Source organism: Culturomica massiliensis (assembly GCF_900091655.1).
In the GTDB taxonomy this organism is placed as follows: domain Bacteria; phylum Bacteroidota; class Bacteroidia; order Bacteroidales; family Marinifilaceae; genus Culturomica; species Culturomica massiliensis.
The window spans coordinates 3,276,458-3,295,166 of record NZ_LT594621.1; the positions used below are offsets into that span (position 1 = coordinate 3,276,458).

General features: G+C 41.5%; 16 protein-coding genes. 6 read left to right on the top strand and 10 right to left on the bottom strand.

The features are described from left to right. Nucleotides 1-26: 26 nt before the first annotated feature. Nucleotides 27-2,717, bottom strand: a complete 2,691-nt coding sequence (gene polA, locus BN8908_RS14665; RefSeq protein ID WP_021987748.1) for a DNA polymerase I — start codon at nucleotides 2,715-2,717, stop codon at nucleotides 27-29. A gap of 165 nt (nucleotides 2,718-2,882) precedes the next feature. Between polA and BN8908_RS14670 the strand changes: the two genes are divergently transcribed. From BN8908_RS14670 to BN8908_RS14690, 5 genes are all read left to right on the top strand, one after another. Further along, nucleotides 2,883-6,206, top strand: a complete 3,324-nt coding sequence (locus tag BN8908_RS14670) for a fibrinogen-like YCDxxxxGGGW domain-containing protein (RefSeq protein WP_068691413.1) — start codon at nucleotides 2,883-2,885, stop codon at nucleotides 6,204-6,206. Between the two features lie 523 nt (nucleotides 6,207-6,729). Then, nucleotides 6,730-7,551 carry a prephenate dehydratase gene (locus BN8908_RS14675; protein ID WP_021987750.1) on the top strand — a complete coding sequence of 274 codons (822 nt, stop codon included), beginning with the start codon at nucleotides 6,730-6,732 and terminating at the stop codon, nucleotides 7,549-7,551. 35 nt (nucleotides 7,552-7,586) lie between these two features. Continuing rightward, nucleotides 7,587-8,780 carry a pyridoxal phosphate-dependent aminotransferase gene (locus BN8908_RS14680; protein ID WP_068691415.1) on the top strand — a complete coding sequence of 398 codons (1,194 nt, stop codon included), beginning with the start codon at nucleotides 7,587-7,589 and terminating at the stop codon, nucleotides 8,778-8,780. A gap of 21 nt (nucleotides 8,781-8,801) precedes the next feature. After that, complete coding sequence (locus BN8908_RS14685; RefSeq protein ID WP_021987752.1) at nucleotides 8,802-9,641, top strand: prephenate dehydrogenase; 840 nt, start codon at nucleotides 8,802-8,804, stop codon at nucleotides 9,639-9,641. Nucleotides 9,642-9,676: 35 nt separating this feature from the next. Then, on the top strand, nucleotides 9,677-10,771 hold the full coding sequence (locus BN8908_RS14690; RefSeq protein WP_021987753.1) for a bifunctional 3-deoxy-7-phosphoheptulonate synthase/chorismate mutase type II: 1,095 nt from the start codon (nucleotides 9,677-9,679) through the stop codon (nucleotides 10,769-10,771). 81 nt (nucleotides 10,772-10,852) lie between these two features. Here BN8908_RS14690 and BN8908_RS14695 read toward each other — a convergent pair whose 3' ends face one another. From BN8908_RS14695 to BN8908_RS14710, 4 genes are all read right to left on the bottom strand, one after another. Beyond that, complete coding sequence (locus BN8908_RS14695) at nucleotides 10,853-11,821, bottom strand: outer membrane beta-barrel protein (RefSeq protein WP_021987754.1); 969 nt, start codon at nucleotides 11,819-11,821, stop codon at nucleotides 10,853-10,855. 70 nt (nucleotides 11,822-11,891) lie between these two features. Continuing rightward, complete coding sequence (locus BN8908_RS14700) at nucleotides 11,892-12,770, bottom strand: hypothetical protein (protein ID WP_021987755.1); 879 nt, start codon at nucleotides 12,768-12,770, stop codon at nucleotides 11,892-11,894. A gap of 4 nt (nucleotides 12,771-12,774) precedes the next feature. After that, nucleotides 12,775-13,260, bottom strand: a complete 486-nt coding sequence (locus tag BN8908_RS14705; protein ID WP_068691416.1) for an RNA polymerase sigma factor — start codon at nucleotides 13,258-13,260, stop codon at nucleotides 12,775-12,777. Nucleotides 13,261-13,305: 45 nt separating this feature from the next. After that, nucleotides 13,306-13,833, bottom strand: a complete 528-nt coding sequence (locus tag BN8908_RS14710; protein ID WP_021987757.1) for a hypothetical protein — start codon at nucleotides 13,831-13,833, stop codon at nucleotides 13,306-13,308. Nucleotides 13,834-13,972: 139 nt separating this feature from the next. Between BN8908_RS14710 and dusB the strand changes: the two genes are divergently transcribed. After that, nucleotides 13,973-14,950: a tRNA dihydrouridine synthase DusB gene (dusB, locus tag BN8908_RS14715; protein WP_021987758.1), complete on the top strand. Its 978-nt coding sequence runs from the start codon at nucleotides 13,973-13,975 to the stop codon at nucleotides 14,948-14,950. Between the two features lie 16 nt (nucleotides 14,951-14,966). Here the strand turns inward: dusB and BN8908_RS14720 are convergent, their stop codons facing one another. The 5 genes from BN8908_RS14720 to BN8908_RS14740 form a co-directional block, all read right to left on the bottom strand. Beyond that, complete coding sequence (locus BN8908_RS14720; protein WP_021987759.1) at nucleotides 14,967-16,160, bottom strand: hypothetical protein; 1,194 nt, start codon at nucleotides 16,158-16,160, stop codon at nucleotides 14,967-14,969. Between the two features lie 108 nt (nucleotides 16,161-16,268). Continuing rightward, entirely contained in the window at nucleotides 16,269-16,622 is a 354-nt protein-coding gene (locus BN8908_RS14725) for a DUF4870 domain-containing protein (protein WP_021987760.1), read from the bottom strand. Nucleotides 16,623-16,643: 21 nt separating this feature from the next. Further along, nucleotides 16,644-18,164 (bottom strand): glutamate--tRNA ligase, encoded by a 1,521-nt coding sequence (gltX, locus tag BN8908_RS14730; RefSeq protein WP_021987761.1) that lies wholly within the window; start codon nucleotides 18,162-18,164, stop codon nucleotides 16,644-16,646. Between the two features lie 27 nt (nucleotides 18,165-18,191). Beyond that, complete coding sequence (locus BN8908_RS14735) at nucleotides 18,192-18,476, bottom strand: hypothetical protein (RefSeq protein ID WP_021987762.1); 285 nt, start codon at nucleotides 18,474-18,476, stop codon at nucleotides 18,192-18,194. A 12-nt stretch (nucleotides 18,477-18,488) separates the two neighbouring features. Beyond that, nucleotides 18,489-18,671, bottom strand: coding sequence for a hypothetical protein (locus tag BN8908_RS14740; protein WP_021987763.1), 183 nt, complete (start codon nucleotides 18,669-18,671; stop codon nucleotides 18,489-18,491). Nucleotides 18,672-18,709: the final 38 nt, after the last annotated feature.

An 18,709-nucleotide genomic window follows, 5' to 3' on the forward strand; every position in this document is an offset into this window, starting at 1 on the left:
TGCCAAGCAGACATTTCCCTTTTCTTTTAGTGGGCTTCGTACCAGTTGTTCCCGAATCCGCAACTGACGGTCAGGGGTACGGAGAGTTGCACTACGTTTTCCATACATTCCCTGACCAGGTTTTTCAAGGCTTCCTGTTCGTCTTTGTGACATTTGAAGTTCAATTCGTCGTGTACCTGAAGAATCATTTTGGATTTCATCCCTCTTTTTTGTAATTGGGCTTGAATATGGATCATGGCGAGTTTAATAATGTCTGCCGCAGAACCCTGTATCGGTGCGTTTACGGCATTGCGTTCGGCCATACCCCGGATGACGGCATTTCTCGAGTTGATGTCCCGTAAATACCGTCTTCTGCCCATGATTGTTTCGACGTATTCTTTTTTACGTGCTTTTTCTACCGATTCTTCCATGTATTTTTTGACTCCCGGATAAAGTTCGAAATAGCCGTCGATTAATTCTTTCCCTTCTTTTCGGCTGATGTGCAAACGTTCGGCGAGTCCCCAGGCAGAAATCCCGTAAATAATGCCGAAATTAGCCGTTTTAGCTCTTCTTCTCATTTCGGGTGTGACTTCGTTTACCGGAACGTGGAAGATTTTTGCGGCAGTGGCCGTGTGAACGTCTTCGTTGTGCCGGAAGGCATCTATCAGTTCCTGCGTCTGGCTAAGATGTGCCATCAGGCGTAATTCGACCTGGGAATAGTCGGCAGAAAAAAACAGATAGTCCGGATTTCCGGTGACGAAGGCTTTCCGGATTTTACGTCCTTCTTCGGTACGTATCGGAATGTTTTGCAGATTGGGGTTTAAACTGCTTAGCCTGCCTGTTGCAGCTTCTGCCTGATTGAAATGAGTATGTATTTTGCCGGTTCCGGGATCAATGTATGTCGGTAAGGCTTCGGCATAGGTCGTTAAAAGTTTCTTCAGGCCTCTGTAATCGAGTATTTTGGAAACGATCGGATGTTCGTTTTCCAATTTGGCAAGCACTTGTTCGGAAGTGCTGTATTGACCGGTTTTGGTTTTTTTATTGCCTCCGTCGACGTTCATTTCGTCGAAAAGTACTTCGCCCAGTTGTTTGGGCGAGCTGATGTTAAAAGGATGTCCTGCCAGGTCGTATATTTCTTTTTCGACAATATCGATCCGTTGTTTTAAGTCGGTCGATATTTCCTGTAAAGCTTGCGTATCGATGCTTACCCCTTCAAATTCCATGTCCGCCAATACAGACACCAGCGGCATTTCGATTTCATTAAACAGACGGATGAGTCCCGTTTCCATTAATGCCGTATTCAGTTTTTCTTTTAACTGGAATAATACGTCCGCTTTTTCAGCAAAATTCCGGTCTTCTTTGGCTTCGTCTTCGAAAAACAGGCTGAGCTGTTGGTTTTCGGGCTTTGCTTCCGTCAATGTATAGTTCAGGTATTGTAAGGCTATACGTGCCAGATCGTGTGACATGTCGGGATGCAGGACGTAATGAGCGATTTTTATGTCGAATATCTGGTTTTTCAGTGTTATGCCTGCCCGCTTCAGCCAGATTATGTCGTCTTTTACATCCGGGGATATTAAAATTTTGCTGTTGTCTTCCAGTAATGGGCAGAATTTTTTCAGGATTTTTTCGGTTTCAGAGAAATTGACCGGTAATTTGATGAAATTTACACAATGTGTTTTTGTCGAAAAACAAAGCCATGCCGGATAGGAAGTGTATATGTTGCCTGTTTGGAAAACGGCATGAAATACAAATTCCGGGGCTTGTTGCAATTCGCTTAATAATTCGTCTATATCCGCTGTCCGGTTTCGGTATTCTGTCTCTACGTCCGTCAGTTTTTCCGTTGCTTCGTCTTCAGCCATTTCTGTCGCAAAAAGTCGTCGCGAAAGAGAGAACAATTCCAGTTCTTTGAATATCGGTTCCAGAATTTGAGTGTCGATATGTTCTTTCTCCAGATCGCTGGCAGAATAGTCGGTAGGAACCTCGGAATTGATTGTAACAAGGGTTCTGGACAAATGTACTGTCGGTTGGCAATTGAGGAGATTCTCCCTCTGCTTGCCTTTCAATTCGTCGATATGCGCATAAATACCGTCTATATCGCCGTATTTATAGACCAAAGAAGCTGCGCTTTTGGGACCGATGCCCGAACATCCCGGAACATTGTCGGCTGTATCTCCCATTAAGCCCAGAATATCGACAACCTGACATACTTTTTCTATTCCGAAATGATCCAATACCTCCGGGATCCCCCATACTTCCGATTTATTGCCTGAACGGCCGGGCTTATACATGAATATTTTTTCACTGACTAATTGTGCATAGTCTTTATCCGGGGTGATCATATACACTGTATATCCTTCTTTTTCTCCTTTGCAAGCCAGAGTACCGATGACATCGTCAGCTTCAAAACCCGGAACTTCGACGCATTTGATCCCTAATCCTTTGATGATATTTTTGATATAAGGAATTGATTTTTTCAGATCTTCCGGCATTTTTGGGCGTTGGGCCTTATACTGCGGATACATTTCATGGCGAAATGTCGGACCTTCCGGATCGAAAACAACGGCAATATGTGTCGGCTTTTCTTGTTCAAGCAATTCCAATAAGAAATTACAAAAACCGAAAGTCGCTGAAGTATTTATGCCGCTTGTCGTAATCCGTGGATTGTTGATAAAGGCGTAATAGGATCTGTATATCAATGCGTAAGCATCTAAAAGAAAAAGTACATTTTTGTCAGGCATGAAATTTATATTTTTGGATTACTGGACAAAGTTAGAAAATAAAAAGGAGAGAACCGTGAAAATGACATACCTGAAAAAAGATTCGATATGAATTATATGAAGACGTACAATGAAAATGGTCAAATATAACTTACTTTTGCTCTGTGTATTATTGTAGTGGTAATTATGAAAAAAGTAATCCTGTTATTTAGTATTGTTATTATATATCCGTCTGTATTATTCGCCAGTAATTTAAGAGTTAAGAGTGATGCCGTTATCCTTTCTGTTGATGGGGTTACAGCGACCGTTGAGTTGAATTTGTTGTGGGAGAATTCGTGGTGTAATGTTTTTAATTATGATGCCGTATATGTTTTTGGTAAATTTAAATTGAAAGATGAAGGAAAGTGGAATAGCATTTATTTAGAAGAAAATAGTGTTGTGATTGAAAATGAGGGGTATGATGCAGATATCCGCTCTGTCGGTTTTTTTGTATACCGGAATAAAGAGGGGCAAGGTGATACAAATGTGAAATTGCGTTTACGCTGGAAACTGAATGGAAATTCGGAGAAATTATTGACGGAGGAGATGTTCCATTCTCAACAGATTTTTTTTGCTTTTGAAGGAATTGAGATGGTGTATATACCTACTGCTCCATTCTATTTGGGGGATAGATATTCTGTAAATACGTTTAATTCTACTAGTTTGGGTGGAATTCCTGCTGAAGATGATATTATCGGGAGTAATAGTGGTTTTACTTATACTGCATCGTCAAATTCTAATTTGGCGGTGAATGCTGCTGACCGTAAGAATATCGCACTGCAACCGGATAAAATCGCTTGGTCTGGAATCGCACCGGCAGTATGGCAGGTCGATTTTAAAACAGCCCGTAAAATTTGTTATTTCGGTGTATCCGGGGAATATCGGTTATTGGATAAAGGACGAGCGGTTCCTGATGGAATATGGTATTTGGAAGCTTCTTCTGATGCTCTGACTTGGACAGAGCTTTGGAGTGGCGGGTCGGCATTTTGGGGTACAGCTTCCCAATCTTATCCCATTGCAGGAGCTATTAAGATCGAAGAACCTGCTGCTTACCGGTATTATAGAATTCGGATACCTGAGGCTGAAAGTGCGGTTGTTGACAATATGATCCGGATAAATAATGTCGCAATGTCGGAAATGGTTTTAGATGATCCGGGGCCGGTGTTAATCGATGAAACGGAGCATAATCTTCCAGAAAATTATCCAAATGGATATCGGGGTTTTTTTGTTATGAAATATGAGTTGACACAAGAACAATATGTATCTTTTTTGAATAAGTTGGACTGTTCTTCCCAGTATGCACGGACGATTGGGGGAATTTTAGACGCTTTGAAAGAGGGAGATTATATTTTCGGAACCGATCGTACTCGACCTTCCTGTCGTAACGGCATTATTTTATATAAACAAAGAGAAAAATCTGACGATTCGTATGTTTTTGCCTGTGATCTCAATCCGTTAAATTTACCTAATAGCGATGACGACGGACAAACAATCGCTTGTAACTTTCTTACTCCTGCGGATATGCTTGCCTATGCAGATTGGTGTGGGTTACGTCCGCTGAGTGAATTGGAATACGAAAAAATGGCTCGTGCTCCTTATCCTTATGTCCCTAAGGCAGGCGAAATTGCAACAGGAGGAACAAATATCACGGGGGGAACAGGATTGAAAAATGCGGGTAAAGTCTCTGAATACTTAAATAGCGGCAATGTAAATGCTGAAAATTTGATAGAAGGTCCTGTCCGTTCCGGTTCATTTTTACGGAATACCAGAGATCGTACAGAGTGTGGAATCAGTTATTGGGGAGTAGAGGATTTGAGCGGTAATCTTGCTGAAATTTATTATAACTGTGACATATACGGACGTCAGTTGGATGGACGAAAACAAGGTGATGGCGGTTTGGATATTGATGGAAATACAGATGTCCCTTTGTATTATTGGCCACAGGATTCTATGGCTTTCGGTGTAAGGGGAGGTAGTTATGCCGGAATAGAAGAACTTGCTGTTTCTGATCGACGTAATGCTATCGGATACTTTTCTTCATTGGCGGATCGGAAGCCGACTGTTGGGATTCGACTGGGATTAGGTAGATTGCCGGAAGCGGAATCTTCTTCTTTAACTCTTGAAAATGGTCTTTCTTCCGGGAGTGTGATTATTCGTGATACGGTTTGTAGTGCGACAGAATATACTATAACAGGTAGTGTTAGTGAGACCCGTTTTAATAATCTTTACAGTTGGTATTGCAGCAAGGATTACGGTAAAACCTGGGAGCGGATAAAGGGTGAATCTCATAAAGATCTGACCTTGGTCGGGCTGACTTTAAATGTACCTTTTGGAACCGCAATGGAATACCGGTATAAGCGTTGCCTGGCAACTCCGACAGGTAGCGGAGAGAGTGGTGTTGTCGCGTTGGTCGTAGGACATGGTTTTAAAATGAATCGTTTACAGGATACTTTGATCCCCTGTCAGGAAATTAAAGGTTTTGTGGCAACTACGCCATTACCTTCTTATTTCAAATGGAAAATTATCGATACGGACAGTACGAAGATGCCCAATGAGGAAGATGATTTTCATAGCAGCTATAAAGTTGTGACTTCTGATTTAAAAGTCGGAGATAATTGGCCCAATGGAATTTATTATGTCGATTTGTCGGTTGAATCTCAAAATAAACAATGTAATTGGTCGAGACGACTTGAAATTTTAGCACTTCCGCAAACAATAGATCCTTTTGAGGGTATTTCGGAAAGTTACATGTTTATGGAAAATGCTTATGTATTGGCTCATCGTTGGACCGGAGATGATCCGCAGGAGTGGCATTTAGTCGAGGACGAATGTGAGAGAATAGCAATTGATGAGAAGACAGGAAAGATTACGTTTAAGGACATTGTAGCCGAGAATGATCTGGTAGAATGTCATTTTACGGCGAGTTTGATTTGCGAGGAGTTTCCGGATAGAGTCTATATGAAACGGGCTAAATATTTATGTCGTTCTTGCAAAGATTATTATGATTCCGGCATGCGGACGAATGGAAATTATTTGATAGATCCGGATGGCTTCGGTGGAATTCAGCCCTATGTTGCTTATTGTGATATGGCAAACGGGGGGTGGACCCGGTTTGATCAGATTTCTGCCGGGTGGCACGGATTCCCGGGACATAATGCCCGTCATTATAAAAACCGGGTAACTGACTACGCTCGCTTTGTCGCTTTGGCATCCGTAAGTACTTATCAGAAAATAACTAGTGTCCAGGGGACCTCGGAGAGTTGTTGCGATGCCTATTATTTTATGAATTACAACAATGCTTGTATTACAGGTTTACCTTGTGGTAGTAAGGGAGGTGGAAACTGGGGGGATGTAACGGTTACCATTAATAGAAATTGGAGTAATGCTATGTATAAAAGTTATTTTACTACAGATGGTTCTGTCGGAGGTGGAAATCAAGGTACTTATTTCAGTCAAATGTGGTTTAAGTGATGTTTTATTTTCAACGAAGACTGTTTATTTTGTTTGAAATTATATTATTTGTAAAAATAATGGGGGAAAATCTGGGAGGGAAAAGATTTGTTTGTATATTTGTGCCTGTAATGAACAGAGAAGTATGAAGTCTTTTTCTTTTGCATATTATTTTTATTATTACTTTTTTAGCAGAAGGTAAAGGGCTTTGGTATGGATTTTTTTTTTGAATAAAATATAACGGAGCCCTGATGATTCAGGGCTTTTTTAATTCAGTTTTGAGATGAATTTTTTTCGATTTAGCAACCGGTATTATTATTTCTACTTTTATTGTATCAAGAGTAGCCGGTAGGCGTATATATTTGTCTTCAACTCATGGAATAAAATTTATATGACCCCCGGCAGAACACCGGGGGTTTTTATTTGGAACACGCATAAAACAGTAAATAAGTCCGTTGACTTAATTTAATATTTTCGTTGACTATTTGTATACAGATACTTAAAGTCTTGAAATGTACAATTAATTTTGAATAATTACTTAAGAATGAAAAAGAAAATTGCTATCCAGGGGGTACACGGATGTTTTCACGAGCAGGCAGCCCGCTTGTATTACGGAGATGATATAGATGTATTGGAATGTCTGAATTTTGAAGATTTGTTCGTGGGGTTGGAAAGAAAGGAGGCTGAGGGGGCTGTTATGGCGATCGAAAATACGGTTGCCGGCGGACTTTTGCCTAATTATGCTTTGTTGCATAAATACGGAAAGCAAATCAAGGGGGAGGTGTTTCTCCGGATTCAGCAGAATCTGATGGCATTGCCCGGACAGCGGATAGAAGATATCCGGGAAGTACATTCGCATTATATGGCCATAGCCCAAACCCGGGAGTTTTTTAAGCAATTTCCGCATATCCGCCTGATAGAATCCGAAGATACGGCTAAGAGTGCTGCGGATATCGCCCGGGAAGGCCGGATGCATACGGGAGCGATAGCTTCTGTTTTGGCAGCGGAATTATTCGGACTGGAAGTGTTGCAGGAAAGTATCGAAACCCACAAGCAAAATTTCACTCGTTTCCTGATAGTGGATGATCGTATTGAAGTTGTTGAAAATGATATCAATAAATCGTCCATTTGTTTTACAATCCCCCACAAAAAAGGGCGTTTGTCTCAGATTCTTTCCATTTTTGCCTTTTATGATCTGAATCTGACTAAAATACAGTCTTTGCCTATTCCGGGAAAAGAGTGGCAGTATTTCTTTTATGTCGATCTCAAATTCGACGATTATGCACATTACCGGGAAGCAATGAATGCTGTAAATCCCTTGGTAGAAGATGTAAAGATTATGGGCGAATATAAGAGTTGTTGTTGATGTCCGATACGTATAAAAATTAAAAATAAATCCATATGATTATTCAGCCAGCAAATAGAACTAATAGTGTAAATGAATACTATTTTTCGCGTAAGCTTCAGGAAATTGACGAAATGAATCGTCAGGGGGAAAAAGTAATTAATCTGGGTATAGGCTCTCCGGATATGGCTCCGGCTGCGGATGTCGTTGATGCGCTTGTTCATGGTGCTCAGAATCCGGATAATCATGCCTATCAAAGCTATAAAGGGCTTCGGGATATGCGGATGGCTTTTGCTGACTGGTACCGGAAGTATTATCAGGTGGAATTGGATGCGGATCATGAGATTCAGCCGCTTACAGGTTCTAAGGAAGGGATATTATTACTTTCTTTGGCATTTTTAAATAAAGGAGATAAGGTGTTGGTTCCTGATCCGGGCTATCCGACATATTCTTCGGCTACATTACTGACTGAAGCGGAAGTCGTTCCGTTTGATTTGAAAGAGGAAAACGGATGGATGCCTGATTTTGATGCTTTGGAGAAAAGCGATCTTTCCGGAGTGAAAATGATGTGGGTCAATTATCCGAATATGCCGACCGGTGCCCGTGCAAACCTGCAACTTTACCGGAAATTGGTGGATTTCGGATTGAAGCATCGTATTTTGATTTGCAATGACAATCCTTACAGTTTTATTCTGAATGAGGAACATTTGAGTATTTTGAGTGTCGACCGGGCTAAAGAATGTTGTATCGAATTGAATTCGTTGAGTAAAGCTCATAATATGGCCGGCTGGCGTATCGGTATGATTGCCGGTGCTGCGGATGTGATTGCGAATGTATTGAAGGTAAAAAGCAATATGGATTCCGGTATGTTTAAGCCTTTGCAGTTGGCTGCAGTAAAAGCATTGGCCCAACCGGCAAGTTGGTATATTACGTTGAATAAGGAATATCAGGAGCGGAAAAAACTGGCCGGTGATATTTTTGATATGCTGGAGGTCAGCTATGATAAAAGCAGTGGGGGAATGTTTTTGTGGGGAAAAGTCAGCGATACCTGGAAAAACGGAGAGGAATTGAGCGATTTTATTTTGAAAAGGGCCCGGGTATTTATTACTCCCGGATTTATTTTCGGAAGTAATGGAGATCGTTATATCCGGATATCGCTTTGTGCGAAGCAACCGGTTTTAAGAGAAGCGGCCGGACGGATAAAGAAAAGTTTGGGAATTGGTGGTTTGTGCCATGGTTCCTGGTGTTGACGGTTATAAAATAAAAGAAAAATGCAGGTAGGTATTATTGGAATCGGATTGATCGGAGGGTCGATGGCGATTGACTTGAAAAAACGAAAATTTGCAGACCGGATTGTCGGTGTAGAGAACGATCATTTGCACGCGACTGCTGCTTTGGAGATCGGTTTGGTAGATGAAATTGTTTCTTTGGAGGAATGTATTTCAGGAAGTGATATTATTGTTGTGGCCACTCCGGTAAGTGCTGCCATTCGTTTAATTCCCCGGATACTGGATAAAGTGGATAGGCAGGTGGTGACGGATGTGTGTTCGACGAAAGAAAAGATCAACGAGATCATTCATTATCATCCCAACCGGAAAAATTTTGTGGCGGCCCATCCGATGGCAGGAACGGAGTATTCCGGGCCTTGGGCGGCGCTTCCCGGTCTTTTCGACGGCAGAGCCGGTATTATTTGTAATGCAGAGGACTCCGACTTCAGGGCTGTTGAGTTGATTAAAAGCATGTACGATTGTCTGAATATGCGGATCATCTATATGAGAGCTGCTCACCATGATGTACATACGGCTTATGTTTCCCATATTTCCCATATATCTTCTTTTGCCTTGGCATTGACGGTGTTGGAAAAGGAAAAGAATGAGAAAAATATATTCGATTTGGCATCGGGGGGCTTTTCTTCGACTGTCCGGTTGGCAAAGAGTAATGCGGATATGTGGGCGCCGATATTTTCTCAAAATAAAGAGAATGTACTTACGGTATTGGATACTTATATTGAGAAATTGCAGGAATTTAAAAAACACATCGGTGAATACGATGAGGAAGGCGTGAAGAATTTGATTTACAATGCAAACAAGATAAAGCGGATTATTCGCTAAGGGGTAAAAATAACAAACACAATAACATAAAATTTATGGTAACTAAATTAGATTTAATCAAGGCAGATGAGTGGGGTATCTTCTCGGATGTGAAAAAACCGTTGATCATTGCCGGACCTTGTAGTGCGGAGAGTGAACAACAATTGTTCGAGACGGCTAAGGCGTTAAAAAATGCCGGAATAGAAGTTTTACGTGCCGGGATATGGAAGCCCCGGACCCGTCCGAATTGTTTTGAAGGAGTCGGGGCAGACGGTTTGATGTGGATGAGGCGGATACAACGTGAATTGGGCATGAAAACTTCGACGGAAGTGGCAAATGTAAAACATGTGTACGAAGCTTTGAAAGCTGGTGTGGATATGTTGTGGATCGGGGCACGTACGACGGCTAATCCTTTTGCTATGCAGGAGATTGCCGATGCATTGAAGGGTACGGATATCCCGGTGTTGGTGAAAAATCCGGTCAATCCCGACGTCGAATTGTGGATCGGTGCCTTGGAGCGCTTGAATATGGCCGGGTTGAAAAAGATAGGGGTGATTCACCGGGGATTTTCTACATACAATAAAGTAAAATATAGGAATATGCCTCAATGGCAGCTACCCATTGAGATCAAGCGTCGTTTCAAAGATATTTTGATGATTTGTGACCCGAGTCATATTTCCGGAAAAAGGGAATACATCCGTGAGGTTTCTCAGCAAGCGATGGATTTAGGATTTGACGGTTTGATCGTAGAATCTCATATTTGTCCTGAGATCGCATTGAGTGATGCCGCCCAGCAGGTCACGCCGGCTGCTCTGACTGAAATTATCTCCAGTCTGATTATTCGTGATCCGGATTCGGAAAATATGAATTACAGAGAGAATATAGATGAATTACGGGCTCGTATAGATGAGTTGGACGATGAATTGATCGAGATTCTTGGCCGTCGTATGAAGGTGTCAGAAGAGATCGGACATTATAAAAAACAAAATAACATTGCTATTTTGCAGACCGGACGTTGGGATAAGATTCTGGAAAAAGTATTCCGGAAAGGAGAAGAAAAAGGATTGAACAATGATTTTATGGAGAAAATATTCAAAGCCATTCACCAGGCTTCTATCGATAAACAAACCGATATTATGAATGCTGAATAAGCTTCTTAAATTGTAAATTAAAAGTCACAGGTCGAAGGTCGGGAGACGATCGGGCCTGTGACTTTTATATTGGCAAATCCATCAGAATGTGATCCCCAGGCCAACGCTGTATGGATGTAATTTAGGGCCTTTATCGGCTTTAAACATATTGGTCAGGGTGTAGCTGCCCCATACATTAACGCCTCTGTATCCGATACGCGCCACTACATCTGCTTTCACCGGCAACAGGTTGAAGTCGTCCGATACTTTTTCTTTTTTCTTATTTCCATTGCTGTTGTTATAAACGATCTTGGTTTTGGAATGCAGTCTTATGCCACCCATGACTCCTGCCGATACGTACATCTTATTCCTGTGTAAAGCCGGAAATTGCACTTCCATCAATAACGGTATGGTGAGGTAGAGGGTTTTAAATGAGTTCTTTTTTACTTTCCATTCCGGGTTGATTTCCTGGGGAACCAGTATGTTGTCGTCATTTACGGTTACGGTCCATTTTTTATTGTCAAAGCGAAGACGTTGGTATTCCAAACCTAAGCCGACGACAATACCGAAATTGTTACGGGGAACTAAGTTGATACTCTGTTGGAACACATTGAATTGCATAACAAAAGAATTCATATAGTCCAAGTCCATAAATCCATCTTCCGAGGCTGCATAATTTGAATAATCCGCATCGGCGAAATTGACGAAGCCGAAATTGAAGCCACACCAGTGACCGCTAAAACTGCGATGATAGCGGTTGTAACTGCGGTTGTTGCGTTTAAATCTGTTTTTTCCCAGGATCCGGATTTCCTCGTCCGATTCGCTGTATACGGTGGTGACCGTGTTATTTTTATTACGGACGATTCTGACTTTAACGTTTTTGGGGGAAGACGAATTGGTTTCCAGTAATTTCATTTCGTTGTCTTCCGGTAAATTTTCCCGTAGCGTTTCTTTCAGTTTCGTGGTATCTTTTTTCTGCCATAAATCTTTAATGATAACGGTGTCTCTTGCCGGTTCTGCAAAACTTTCAAGAGCAAATAGCACGATCAGAAGTAATAAAAAAGTTTTCATACTGTTTGTATTTCTAATGTTAATTCTTTTTCCTATGACGGATGAGCAAAACGATTTGTTACAGCTTGTTTTAAGGCAAGATGTTTTTATTTGTCCTTTCGGCCAGGTTTCTCCCGGTTGAAATTACGGATGTAATTATATTTCTTGTTTCGAAATTTGTAGACGAAGCTTTCCATTCCTGTGCCGATTCGTTCAATACAATTTCGGACGAGCCTAAAACCGGAGTCTGCGGAGTTTGTGTCTCTTCATTTTGCAGCTCGTTTATATTGACGCTTGTCAGTAAGGAAGGCGATAAAGAGACGGGATTGACGGTTTCTTTTTGCTGATAAACGGAAGGGGATATTGGCCTGAGCCTGACCGGTAAGACAATTGTTTTTACCGGTAACGGAGCAGGGGTATGCCGGATAATCTCTGCCGGCTCTATTTTCACTGCGTTGCCGGCTATGGGAAGAACGGTTTCCTGATCCGGCCGGGGATGAATCAGGAAACGTCCCATTGAAATCATAAGCATTACAATGGCTGCGGCAGCCGAGATGCGGATGATGAGTTTACCGTATGCCGGTTTATGGTAAAGGGCTTTCTTTTTCTCAAAGCGAATGTTTTTGTCCGGTTTTACTTTGAACTGGCGATAGGTATTTACCAGCTTTTGAAAATTCTGATCGGATTTCCTTTTTCCCAGTTGTTGGTTTTCTTCCGGTGTCAGTACTGTTTCGGCTGTTGCAATTGCGTAGTAATCGGGACATTCCTGTATCTCGGTTTTTTTCAATACGTTTTTTTTCCGGTAAATCAGAACCGGGGCTTTCAGTTTTGCCTTGTCTGTGTCTTCCAGCAATGCACTCAAATCCGGATTGAGCAGCAGGAATGTTTTTAATTCTGCTGCTTTTGCTTCGGAGAGCGTACCGTCGAGGTATTCAATGAAATATATTTCGTAATTTTTGCGGGTAATCATGGTTTTATATCACTAAATCCGGGGTACGGATAAATTCTTTCATAAAATTGCGTGCTCTGAAAATGTATACTTTTACCTGACTTTCGGTCAAATTGGTAATTTCTGCTATTTCTTTGTAGGAATAATCTTCGTAGTCTCTCAGCAATACAACTGTTTTTTGGACCGGAGACAGGCGATCCAGGGCTTTTTCCAGTATCTGCTGTAAATCCGGTGTTTCTTCTTCATAAGTATATTGGCCGGTACAGATGTTTTCGATGTCCCCGTTCTTTTTTTCTTTTCGGAAAATATCGATCATTTTGCGATAGGATGTGGTAAACAGAAACGCTTTTGCTTTTTCGTACGTTATATCCCGGACATGTTCCCATAACGTCAGGTAGCTGTCCTGAACGATATCTTCGGCTAATTCCTTGTTACGGCAGGCTTTAAAAATAAAGCGGTACACGTCGTCTGAGAAATTGTCTACACTATTGTTGTATTCTGTTCGTGTCATCTCGTTAATGTGACGAACGAAGATAACGAAAAGTTACTTTTATTTTTAATTTGGTGTGGGATTGTCTTCCGGAAAGTAGATTGAATTAAAAAATATTTCCCGCTCCTTTTTTAAAATATCCAGGAGGCGTGTTTTTCCTCCTATTGTAATTTGATATACCATTTTATCCCTAAAAATAAAACGTTTGAAATATGTCATTTCATATTTATCTTTAATTATTGAATATTCAATTTCCTTGATGAGCATATTTTCATAAGGGATGGTTTGTTCGTTTTTTAAGATGGCAGATTCCATGTCTACCGAACCGTTTCTCAGCTGTTCGTATAAGGCAACGGCATTGGTTTGGTTCATTTCAACGGGTTGGTTGGAGAAATCGGAGCAAACGACACCGAATACGCAGGCAAGGTCTTTCGTTTGATAGATATCGGACGGAATTCCTTTGGTCGTGTTCTTTATATGCTGGGCCTTGTTGGGAAAAAGAAACGAGATGTGTTGCTTGGTCTGGATACGTTGCCAGCCGTTATTTTGTGGCAATAGGGTTGCCAGAAGCAGCATTAATTTTATAATCAGCATAGCTTGGATACGAGTTTAAATGTTATTTTTGCGGCAAACTTATGGAATAATCGTCTGGCATCAAAGTGAAGAGAGCCGGAAATAGTTGATTTTATGATGCTTTAACATTTTATTCCAGGATATAATTTAGGGTAATGATATGCAAATTGCAGGTAAAGAAATAGGTGACAGGCCTTTGATTCTGGCTCCGATGGAAGATATTACCAATCCTCCTTTCCGGAAGTTCTGTAAAAATTTCGGTGCAGATTGGCTGTATTCTGAATTCGTTTCTGCCGATGCTTTGGTGCGTTCTGTTCATAAGACGATAAAAAAGCTGACGATAGATGAAAGCGAACGTCCCGTGACGATTCAGATATATGGACGTTATGTCGATTCTATGGTGGAAGCGGCAAAGATTGTCGAGGAAGTACATCCCGATTTTATCGATCTGAATTTCGGTTGTCCGGTGAAACGGGTGGCCCAGAAGGGTGCCGGTGCCGGGTTATTGCGGGATATTCCGTTGATGATCGAAATGGCGGAAAAGATCGTAAAGGCTGTCCGGATACCTGTGACAGCAAAAACCCGTTTGGGTTGGGACAGCGAACATATTATCATCGAAGATATTGCGGAACGATTGCAGGATGCCGGCATCCGGGCTTTAGCGATACACGGGCGTACACGGGCTCAGATGTATACGGGAGAAGCGAATTGGGAACCCATAGCGCGGGTTAAGAATAATCCCCGTATTCGGATACCGATTATCGGTAACGGAGATATTACGACTCCCCAAAAGGCTGCAGAAGCATTTGATAAGTATGGTGTCGATGCTGTGATGATCGGACGGGCGACAATAGGCCGTCCTTGGATTTTCAAACAAATTCGTCATTATTTTGAAACCGGGGAAGTATTGCCCGACTTATCTGTGCAGGAACAGATCGCTATTATCAAGGAACAGATTTTACTCGCTGTCGACTGGATAGATGAGATACGTGGAATTTTACATATGCGCCGGCATATGGCGGCTATGTTTAAGGGACTTTCTCATTTCCGGGACTTGCGGATCGAAATGCTGAAAGCTGACTCTATAGAAGAATTATGGAGAATTTTCGATGAAATCGGAGAGAGATACGGTAGCTGATCTCTCTCCTCGGTTTTTATTTCTCTTTGAACGTAATCAATTTTATCTCTTTCCAGGGAATATAGGTGGGTATTCCTGTGTCCGGGAAGACCAGCATACCGCTGTTTTCGTTGTTGACATCGGGAGAGTCGCCTAAACTTAAACTTCCTCCTTTGGTCAACGTGACGAATGAATATTTGTAATTTTTGGGCTCGATAGAGCTGACAAATTTGAATGGTATTTCATAAATGATGTTGTCGTTGTTGCCGTCTAATATTTCGAAATTCATGGCTTCGTCCAAATCATAGGCCATATATCCGTTGTAGGTTTCACCTTTACGGGTTGTTACTTCTCCGTAAATCCGCTGGGGTTGCCCGAAGTCTTCGTAAGAAAGGATATTGATATCCTGAATATCCGTAGCTTCGAATATTTCGAAATTTTTCCACGGAATTGTGACCCGTCCGATATTGGGCATATTTACAATAATGCCTCTGTTTGCGGTGTTTACATCGTTCGTACCCCACATATCGTATTCTTTTCCGTTTTTTAGAACGACTTTACAACCGTTACCGTTTTTGGTGATCTTTTGTATCACTTCGAACGGTAAGTTACGGTACCCGTTCTGCGATTGTCCGTCTAATGTCGCTTCTGCCGTTTTTTCATCCTTATCCCAGGTTATAAAGCCTTTATAAATGCCCTGGTCTGTTTTTATAATACCGCAGATGGGTTGATTTTTTTCGGGGGCAATACTGTCGTTGTCCGGAGAACAAAATTCAACTTTTGTGATTTTATCCCACCTGATTGTAGCATAGGTATTGTCCGGAGAGTATATTCCGATGGCTGTTCCGATGTCGTTATAGTTGCCCCGGTTCAATTGGATGGTGTTACCGTCTTTTATTTCCAGTTCGGCTTTTGAATTGGAAAGGGGCTGTATGGATTTTATATTTCCGAACCGACATGAAAACAGATGTGTTGGCGGAATCGGAGAATCCTGGCCGTTATTGCGGAATATCAATCGTTCTTCCGATTTGAAGTAATGGGTATAAGGATTATTGGGTTTGTCGGCCCGGAACAGGTCGATCCAGTACATATTGCTTTTTCCCCATGTAATATATCCTGTATAGGTTAAATTATCAACCGTATATACATGTCCGTAAAGGCGGTAATTTTTACTCTGAGCCGCAGAAATGAACGGAAATACGAGAGCGAAGAAAATAATGATCTTTTTCATAAAATTTCAGGTTATTTTCTCAAATGACGAAGAGAATAAAGGAAAAGTTACAGGAGGTATGTAAATATTTTGCCGCACGGTTGTGCGGCAAAATACATTTATTGCATATCAGTTAAAAAATCTGATGCTTAAGGGATATTGCCAGGTTGTGCCTTCGTTTGCTTTGATAGCACCGAGTATGATAAAAATAAGGCTACAGATTCCTATGGCAAATAGTAAAGGAATTCCGATCAGAAGCAGAATAAGGATTCCCGCTCCGATGCAATATATCAGACTGGAAATAATCCAATTCATTACGACTTTCCCATTGGCATCGATGTAAGCGGAAGTGTCTTTGCGCGTTAACCAGAGAACGAGAGGCAATATCCATCCCAAACCGGGAATAATTATACCGGCTAATTGAGACAAATGGATAAACATGGCATATTGTCTCTCTTCGCTTGTAGGTGTGTTGATTTCCATAATTTGAATTATTTTTGATGATTATAGGGTTTCCAAAGCTTTTTTCAATCGTCTTAAAGTCTCCTCTTTGCCGATAACTTCGATGATGTCGAACATATGGGGACCTTTGGCTGCACCTACGATTGCTACCCGGAACGGGTTCATTACTTTACCGAATCCCAGTTCCCGGGAGGTAATCCATTCCGAAATGATTTTTTCCGTATTGGAGAAAGAATAATCGTCGATTTTTTCAAGAATGGCGTATAATTCCTGCATTAACGGAACCGATTCTTCTTTCCAGTATTTTTTGGCGTCTTTTTCATTGTAGCTCTCAGGGGCTTTGAAAAAAAACAAGCTGTCGTTGTATATGTCTGTAACGAAATTGGCCCGTTCTTTCATCAGTCCGCATATTCTTTCTATTTTGGGCTGTTCTGCCTGGATTCCGTGGTTTTGCAGGATTTCATTTAAAATTCCGGCTAACTCGGAATCGGATTTGGTGATCAGATATTTGTGATTGAACCATTTGGCTTTTTCCGGGTCAAAACGGGAACCGGCTTTGTGAACTCTTTCCAGAGAAAAAGCCTGACATAGTTCTTCCATAGAGAAAATTTCCTGATCGGTTCCGTCATTCCAGCCGAGAAGGGCCAACATGTTGATAAAAGCTTCGGGGAAATAACCGTCTTCTTTGTAACCGTGCCATATCTCTCCGGTTTCCGGGTCTGTAAATTGCATCGGAAATACGGGGAAGCCCATTTTATTTCCGTCTCTTTTGCTTAGTTTTCCGTTTCCGACCGGTTTCAGAATCAGCGGTAAATGCGCAAATTCCGGCATGACGTTTTCCCAACCGAAACTACGGTATAAAAGTACATGCAAGGGAAGGGAAGGAAGCCATTCTTCACCCCGGATAACGTGGGTTATTTTCATTAAATAGTCGTCGACGACGTTTGCCAGATGATAAGTCGGCATTCCGTCCGATTTGAACAATACTTTGTCATCGAGTAGGGAGGTATTGAATTTTACTTCGCCCCGGATGATGTCTTTTAAATGCAATTCTTCATGATCCGGCATTTTGAACCGGATAACATAAGGCATGCCGGATTCCAGTAATTTTTGAACTTCTCCGGTTTCCATGTTTAAAGAATTACGGAGATTTTTTCTGCTCTGGGCGTTGTAAATAAAGGTTTCTCCTTTTGTTTCGCAGGCTTTGCGGCAGGCTTCCAGTTCCTCCGGTGTGTCGAAAGAATAATAGGCATTTCCGGACTCGACTAACTGAAGTGCATACTGTTTGTAAAGTGCCTTTCTTTCACTTTGACGGTACGGACCGTATTCACCGCCTACACTGACCCCTTCGTCAATTTTGAGACCGCACCATTCCAACGATTTTATGATGTATTCTTCCGCACCCGGAACATAACGGGTTTGATCCGTATCTTCTATACGGAGCAAGAAATCTCCTCCGTTATGACGTGCAAACAGATAGTTAAAAAGAGCTGTTCTGACTCCGCCTAGATGGAGAGCCCCGGTTGGGCTGGGGGCGAATCTGACTCTGACTTTTCTTTCCATTATGATTTTGTGTTTGAATATAAGTTTTCAGATTTCCGGATTTTCGGGAATATCTTGTGTATTTGTTTTTTGATTTTTCAAAATGTTTTGGAACAGGTCTTTAGCGTATTCGATGGCTTTACGGATAGCTGTATCTTTGGATTGAATACCGCTGAGAATCGGTTCGGCGTGGTTAAATGGCTTGTCGGGATCGTCTGTCAGTAAATAGACGGTATATTTCCCGTTTTTTCCGTTTTTGGTTTTACTGACCAGACCTATCCAAATGTCAACAGAATCTTTACCGAGATATATCGTTCGTTTTACTTTGTACATCGTATCGAAAATTTATTTGTCCTGACGCTTTCCGGTGTTTTTGAAATTCATAATCGTTACTGCTACAGCCAGACTTAACATAGCAAAGATATTGATGTATACCGCAGTGCGGTCGGTTGTAGCCAGTAGCGTAAATGCACTGGAAATCATAATTAGGAAGGCGGCTAATATGATGAGTAAGCGTACTGTTTTCATGATTTTAAGTGTTTAAATGTGGCGAATGTGTTTGAAAA

Coding starts and splice junctions, on each gene's coding strand:
- BN8908_RS14675 (WP_021987750.1), top strand. CDS start 6,730: ATGAAAAAGAAAATTGCTATCCAGGGGGTACACGGATGTTTTCACGAG.
- BN8908_RS14680 (WP_068691415.1), top strand. CDS start 7,587: ATGATTATTCAGCCAGCAAATAGAACTAATAGTGTAAATGAATACTAT.
- dusB (WP_021987758.1), top strand. CDS start 13,973: ATGCAAATTGCAGGTAAAGAAATAGGTGACAGGCCTTTGATTCTGGCT.
- BN8908_RS14740 (WP_021987763.1), bottom strand. CDS start 18,671: ATGAAAACAGTACGCTTACTCATCATATTAGCCGCCTTCCTAATTATG.
- BN8908_RS14695 (WP_021987754.1), bottom strand. CDS start 11,821: ATGAAAACTTTTTTATTACTTCTGATCGTGCTATTTGCTCTTGAAAGT.
- BN8908_RS14705 (WP_068691416.1), bottom strand. CDS start 13,260: ATGACACGAACAGAATACAACAATAGTGTAGACAATTTCTCAGACGAC.
- BN8908_RS14690 (WP_021987753.1), top strand. CDS start 9,677: ATGGTAACTAAATTAGATTTAATCAAGGCAGATGAGTGGGGTATCTTC.
- BN8908_RS14685 (WP_021987752.1), top strand. CDS start 8,802: ATGCAGGTAGGTATTATTGGAATCGGATTGATCGGAGGGTCGATGGCG.
- BN8908_RS14670 (WP_068691413.1), top strand. CDS start 2,883: ATGAAAAAAGTAATCCTGTTATTTAGTATTGTTATTATATATCCGTCT.
- polA (WP_021987748.1), bottom strand. CDS start 2,717: ATGCCTGACAAAAATGTACTTTTTCTTTTAGATGCTTACGCATTGATA.
- BN8908_RS14700 (WP_021987755.1), bottom strand. CDS start 12,770: ATGATTACCCGCAAAAATTACGAAATATATTTCATTGAATACCTCGAC.
- BN8908_RS14710 (WP_021987757.1), bottom strand. CDS start 13,833: ATGCTGATTATAAAATTAATGCTGCTTCTGGCAACCCTATTGCCACAA.
- BN8908_RS14725 (WP_021987760.1), bottom strand. CDS start 16,622: ATGGAAATCAACACACCTACAAGCGAAGAGAGACAATATGCCATGTTT.
- gltX (WP_021987761.1), bottom strand. CDS start 18,164: ATGGAAAGAAAAGTCAGAGTCAGATTCGCCCCCAGCCCAACCGGGGCT.
- BN8908_RS14735 (WP_021987762.1), bottom strand. CDS start 18,476: ATGTACAAAGTAAAACGAACGATATATCTCGGTAAAGATTCTGTTGAC.
- BN8908_RS14720 (WP_021987759.1), bottom strand. CDS start 16,160: ATGAAAAAGATCATTATTTTCTTCGCTCTCGTATTTCCGTTCATTTCT.